The 5,667-nt window shown below is 62.0% G+C and carries 4 protein-coding genes and 1 pseudogene; all 5 read right to left on the reverse strand.

Annotated elements, in window-relative coordinates; genetic code table 11:
* Nucleotides 1–285 (reverse strand): annotated as a pseudogene (locus Q1V43_RS13035) (pilus assembly protein TadB); the annotation flags it as partial.
* 5 nt (nucleotides 286–290) lie between these two features.
* Nucleotides 291–1,691, reverse strand: coding sequence for a CpaF family protein (locus tag Q1V43_RS13040; protein ID WP_300518728.1), 1,401 nt, complete (start codon nucleotides 1,689–1,691; stop codon nucleotides 291–293).
* A gap of 98 nt (nucleotides 1,692–1,789) precedes the next feature.
* Nucleotides 1,790–3,043: an AAA family ATPase gene (locus tag Q1V43_RS13045; RefSeq protein ID WP_300518722.1), complete on the reverse strand. Its 1,254-nt coding sequence runs from the start codon at nucleotides 3,041–3,043 to the stop codon at nucleotides 1,790–1,792.
* A 287-nt stretch (nucleotides 3,044–3,330) separates the two neighbouring features.
* Complete coding sequence (locus Q1V43_RS13050; RefSeq protein ID WP_300518724.1) at nucleotides 3,331–4,008, reverse strand: OmpA family protein; 678 nt, start codon at nucleotides 4,006–4,008, stop codon at nucleotides 3,331–3,333.
* 3 nt (nucleotides 4,009–4,011) lie between these two features.
* Nucleotides 4,012–5,421 (reverse strand): type II and III secretion system protein family protein, encoded by a 1,410-nt coding sequence (locus Q1V43_RS13055; protein ID WP_300518726.1) that lies wholly within the window; start codon nucleotides 5,419–5,421, stop codon nucleotides 4,012–4,014.
* Nucleotides 5,422–5,667 lie beyond the last annotated feature (246 nt).

Consider the following 5,667-nt stretch of genomic DNA (forward strand, 5'->3'; position numbering starts at 1 on the left):
GATCAGCTGGTTGGGGGAAAAGGCGATATTGGCTTTCTGTGCTTTCAGGGCCAGCAGCGAATAAAGCGGGATGCCCTTCGCGTTCATGTGCTGGTGCATTTCCTTGCGAAGCTGTTCGAGCACCTGTTCGCGGCCCGCGCCCTTTTCCAGCATGTCGAGCCGGCGGTTCACACGGTTGTTCAGGCTGATCGATTTGCCGAACACCATCAGGTAGACAGCGTTCACCAGCACCAGAACGGCCACGAAGATCAGGCCGTAGATAAGCGGTTCTGCGGAAATGACCATGGTATCTACTCCGCTGCGACCGGTTCGAAGATCGAGTGGGGCAGGTCATAGCCCCACTGACGGAACCGGTCCGAGAAATGCGACCGCACGCCGGTCGCGGTAAAGCGGCCGATGATCTTGCCATCGGGTTGCAGGCCCAGGCGTTCGTAGCGGAACACCTCCTGCATCGAAATGACTTCGCCTTCCATGCCGGTGATCTCGGTGATCGAGGTCATGCGGCGCGAGCCGTCCTGAAGGCGCGAGGCCTGCACGAAGAGGTTCACGGCCGAGGCGATCTGGTTGCGCACCGCCTTCAGCGGCATCTCGATCCCGGCCATGGCAACCATATTCTCCAGACGGGATACGGCGTCACGGGCGGAGTTCGCGTGGATCGTGGTCATCGAGCCGTCGTGGCCGGTGTTCATGGCCTGGAGCATGTCGATGACCTCTTCACCGCGGGTTTCGCCGACGATGATGCGGTCGGGGCGCATGCGCAGCGCGTTTTTCAGACAGTCGCGCTGGCTGACCGCGCCCTTGCCTTCGACGTTGGCCGGGCGGCTTTCCATCCGGCCCACGTGGGTCTGTTGCAGCTGAAGTTCCGCCGTGTCCTCGATCGTCAGGATGCGCTCGCTGTCGTCGATGAAGCTGGACAGGGCGTTCAGCGTGGTGGTCTTGCCGGACCCGGTTCCCCCGGAAACGATCACGTTCAGGCGGGTGGCGACGGCGGCTTGCAGATAGGCGGCCATTTCTTCGGTGAAGGCACCGAAACTCACCAGCTCGTCGATGCCCAGCTTGTCCTTCTTGAATTTGCGAATGGAGACCAGCGAACCGTCTACCGCGATCGGCGGAACCATGGCGTTGAAACGCGAACCATCGGCCAGGCGGGCGTCCACATGAGGGTTCGATTCATCGACGCGGCGTCCCACCGCCGACACGATCTTGTCGATGATACGCAAGAGGTGGCGTTCGTCCTTGAAGGTGGTGTCGGTCAGTTGCAACTTGCCCGCCCGTTCGACGAAGACCTGCTGCGGTCCGTTCACCAGGATATCGTTGACCGTGTCGTCCTTTAGCAGCGGTTCCAGCGGGCCAAGGCCGGTGACTTCGTCATACAGCTCCTGGTTCAGGGTCTGGCGCTCGTCCCGGTTCAGAACCACGGACATGCCTTCCAGCGCCTCGTTCGAGATCGCGGTGATCTCGGCGCGCAGGTCCTTTTCGCTGGCGGTCTCAAGCGCGGCCAGGTTCAGGTTGTCCAGCAATTCCTTGTGCAGCTCGACCTTGATCTCGCTCAGACGTTCCTTGCGTTTGCGTTCCTTGTCCTGGGGCGCGGCGCGGGCGGCGGTCGGGTCGGGCGCGGACTTGCGCGCGGCCTTCGGTGCCGGCTGCGGCTTGGGCGCGGCAGCGGGTTTTCCACCTTCGACCGCCTGCAGGTTCGGTGCGCCGGTCTTGTCGGATTTCTGGGGTCCGGTCTTTTTGTAACGCGAGAACAAGGGCTTGCCTCCGGTTAAGTGGCCGTGTCAGCGGCGGGTCATTGCGCCGCGATGGCGGCGGATTTGTTCAATTCATGCACCGAAGCGGCGAGTTTCTGGATTTCCTTGCGCAACGGGTTCTTGGCGGCGGTTTCCGCCAGCGGGACCCCGTGGTCGCCGGCCTGCACGATCGGCTTGCCGCCATCGGGCAGTTGCAGTTCGATCGTGATGTCCAGGCTTTCGGCAAGGCGCTTGGACCGGGCCTTGCCGGTCAGGTCGGTGAATTTGGGCGCGCGGTTGAGCACGTAGCGCAGTTTCGAGAACGGCAGTTCCTCGCTTTTCAGCGCGCGGATCATGCGCAGGGTGTTCTGGGCGGAGCGCATGTCCAGCTCCATCGTCGCGAAATAGACATGGGCGTGTTGCAGCACCGTTTCCGTCCATTGCACCACGGTCGAGGGCATGTCGATCACGACATAGTCGAAATTGGTGCGCGCGAAGGTGATCACCCGGTCGATATCCTCGGCGCCGACCAGGTCCAGCGGCAGCATGTCGGCCGGTGCCGTCAGGACCTGCAAACGGTCGTTGAAGGTCAGCAGGGCCTGCATGAAGCTTTCGTGGTCCAGCAACTCGGTGTCGGACAGCATTTCATAGACGGCTTCACGACGGGGCAGATCGAGGAAGGTCGAAACAGATCCGAACTGCAGGTCCAGGTCCAGAAGGCAGACCCGCGGCGGGTTTTCCTTTTCGATCGTGGCCAGTTCCCAGGCCAGGTTCACCGCCAGCGTGGTCGCGCCGGTGCCGCCGGCCATGCCATGCACGGGCAGCACGACCGCCTCGCGGTCGCCGGTGGGCTTCAGCGTCGTTTCCATGCCCTCGGGCACCATGGGCTCAACCGGTTCCGGCGCCGATGTGCGCAGCCGTTCGATGGCGTCATGCAGGGCGCCTTCGGGCAGGGGGTAGGGCACGAATTCCTCGGCCCCCATCTTCAGGAGCTGATGCAGCGCAATCGGGCTGACCTCTTCGGCGATGACAACGACCTTGATGCCCTTGTCCACCGCCTGTTTGATGATGTCGGCGACCTGGGCCAGGTTCCCCTCGTCCTCGTCATCCATCGCGATGGCCACGAACTCCAGGGCGTCGGCGTCGGGCTGACCGAAGAACGTAACCGCATCCTCGAGCGACAGATCGCCCCAGGTCTCGCCAAGTTCGGCTTCCATGTCCTCAATCAGAAGATCGAAATTCTGCACGTCCCGAGAGATCGTGCAGGCCACGATCGGTGCGGGTTCCGGTTGCAGTGCCACACTGCCACTCATTGCCTCGTTCCTTCTCAAATCGACCCGAACGATGTGCCGTATTGATCTTGCCGGTCACTGTGCGGATCCCACGCGATTCCAAAATACGCGGACTGCTGCCATTACCTGGAAAAATTGGCAGTCAATGTTGGCAAGATTGGGGCTAAAAAAACGTTATTATGCGGTCTTTTGAGACGGTCCGGGCCGGGTGGGAAGGCTGTTTCCGAAGAGAAAACGTCTACAATTGCGCAAAAAAGGGGCCGGAGCAGCGCTCCGACCCCCCGAAACAGGCAGGATTCGACCTGAGTTTACCAGGTTTCCGTCGAATTGATGATCTCAGGACCACGCACCGAAGGCAGCGTCGCTTCGGTGGCGCTTTCCACATATTCGCGATAGACGGCCTGGGCGTATTTGCCGTTCAGAACCATGCCGTCATTGGCATTCAGGCCGAAGACTTCGGTCACGGTGCGGCGGTTGCGGCGCTCGCGGTTCTCGGTCGCGATCAGCGGCTGGGTCTCGCCCTCGCTGACCACGGCTTCGAGCCGTCGGCGATCAACCCCGTGTGACACCAGGTAGTTCACCACGGCGCGTGCCCGGCGCATGCCAAGGCTCCGATTGTAGGATTTCGTACCGACAAGGTCGGTGTGACCGTAGACGCGGAAGCGCACTTCGGGGAACTGGTTGATCCAGCGGGCCTGCCGGCGCAGGATTTCCTGGGATTCGCCGTCCAGAACGGCGCTGTCGAACGCAAAGTTCACAGTGTCGTTGGTTTCGCGGGCAAACCGTTCCCCCATCGCGACGAGGAAGCTGCGGTCGCCTGATTGCAGGGCAGTGTTATTCAGCGTGGCATCGCCAAATCGGCCCTCGTCGAGGAACGCACCCGCTTCCTGGGTCCAGGAGTTCAGGACCGTGGCGTCGCCACAGGCCGAAAGAAGGGCAAGGACGGAGGTGGCGGCCGCAAGGGTCTTGATTGGTGTGTGTGCCATATCTCAGTCCTCCATCACGTAGCCGTAGGAACCGCCGAAGTCCTGCTGGGCAACTTCGCCAGCAGCGCCCGAGGTCGGGCGGTTCGGAGCCGCGGTCTTGCCGAACAGGAACAGCTGGCTTTCGGTCGGCGGGCGGACCCGGTCGGTCGGCAGGGCCAGGGCCTCGCCGCGGGTCGGGGTAACAAGATGCGGGGTGATGATGATCACCAGTTCGCTCTGTTCACGGCTATATTCGGCGCTGCGGAACAGGGCGCCGAGCACCGGGATATCGCCCAGCCACGGCACCTGACCGTTCAGGTCCTGGAAATCGTCCTGCAGCAGCCCGGCGATGGCGAAGCTCTCACCGTCGCGCATCTCGACCGTCGTGGAGGCCTGTCGGGTGCGGAAGGAGGCAACATTGATCCCGTTGTTGCTGAAGGAGTTCGTCGCATCAATGCCCGAGACCGAAGCGTCCATTCTCAGGTTGATCACGTCGCCGTCAACAACACGCGGGGTAAAGCTGAGCTCGATGCCGAATGGCTTGTAGTCGATGGTCACGTCACCTTCGTTCCCGACCACCGGAACCGGGTATTCGCCGCCGGCCAGGAAGGACGCTTCCTGCCCCGACAGGGCGGTCAGGTTCGGCTCGGCCAGCGTGCGTACGACGCCTTTGCTTTCAAGGGCTTCCAGAAGGACAGCGACTTCGAAGGCTCCGGCGTTGAAACCGACCGCCAAGCCGCCTTCCATGCCCGACGTGACCGAAATCGGGTCGCCGATGGCATTGGCACCGTCCAGCCAGGTGCCGGATTCGCCGATGACGCCGACGCTGTTGCCGCCCTGGACCGCCAGGCTGCCGCTTAGCGCCTTGCGCACCGAGCGGCTCATCTCGGCGAAGCGCACTTTCAGCATGACCTGCTGGGTGCCGCCCACGCTCATCAGGTTGGACACGCGTTCAGGCGCATAGCGTTCCGCCAGGTCCAGCGCGCGGTCGAGCTTGGCGATCGAGCTGACGACGCCCGACAACACGATGCCGTCATTGGCGGTGCGCACCTCGATCTGTTCGCCGGGAAGGATCTGGCGTAGCCGTTCCTTGAATTCGGCAATGTCGGGGGCAACCTGCACCTCGACGTTGGTTATCAGCCGCCCATCGGCGCCCAGAAGGGTCAGGGTGGTGCGCCCCGGCGTTTTGCCCAGCACATAAATGGTGCGGTCCGACAGGGTCGAGATATCCGCGATGCCGGGGTTTGCAATGGATAGCTCCGCGAAAGGCGTATCGCTTTCCACCACCACCGCCCGGTTCATCGGAACCTGCAGGGCGGTAGATGCCGCGCCGCGCATTACGCGAAGGGTCTCGGCTTGCACGCCCATCGGGGCACTCGCGATACCAAGAGTTAAGCCCAATAGGGCTGCCTTCAGAAACTTATCTATTTTCATGTGATCCTGCCTCTCCGATCACGCCTCAATTTTGGGTCTTGTCGCCCATATTTCCCGTAAGCCTGCGTCAGATTTCGTTTATTTGCAAGAATCAATGCCTTGCGCCGAGTATTTCATGTGGGCATGCTGCAACACTGCTATATCTGGGCATGGAAAGGGCCACCCGCTCTAGCACGAGTGGCCTCTTGTTCACTGTCCCTGATCTCAGTTCGTGCAGGGGATCGATGTTTTGATGCGTTCCGTGCC

This window comes from Aliiroseovarius sp. (genome assembly GCF_030148435.1).
Lineage (GTDB): Bacteria > Pseudomonadota > Alphaproteobacteria > Rhodobacterales > Rhodobacteraceae > JASBTN01.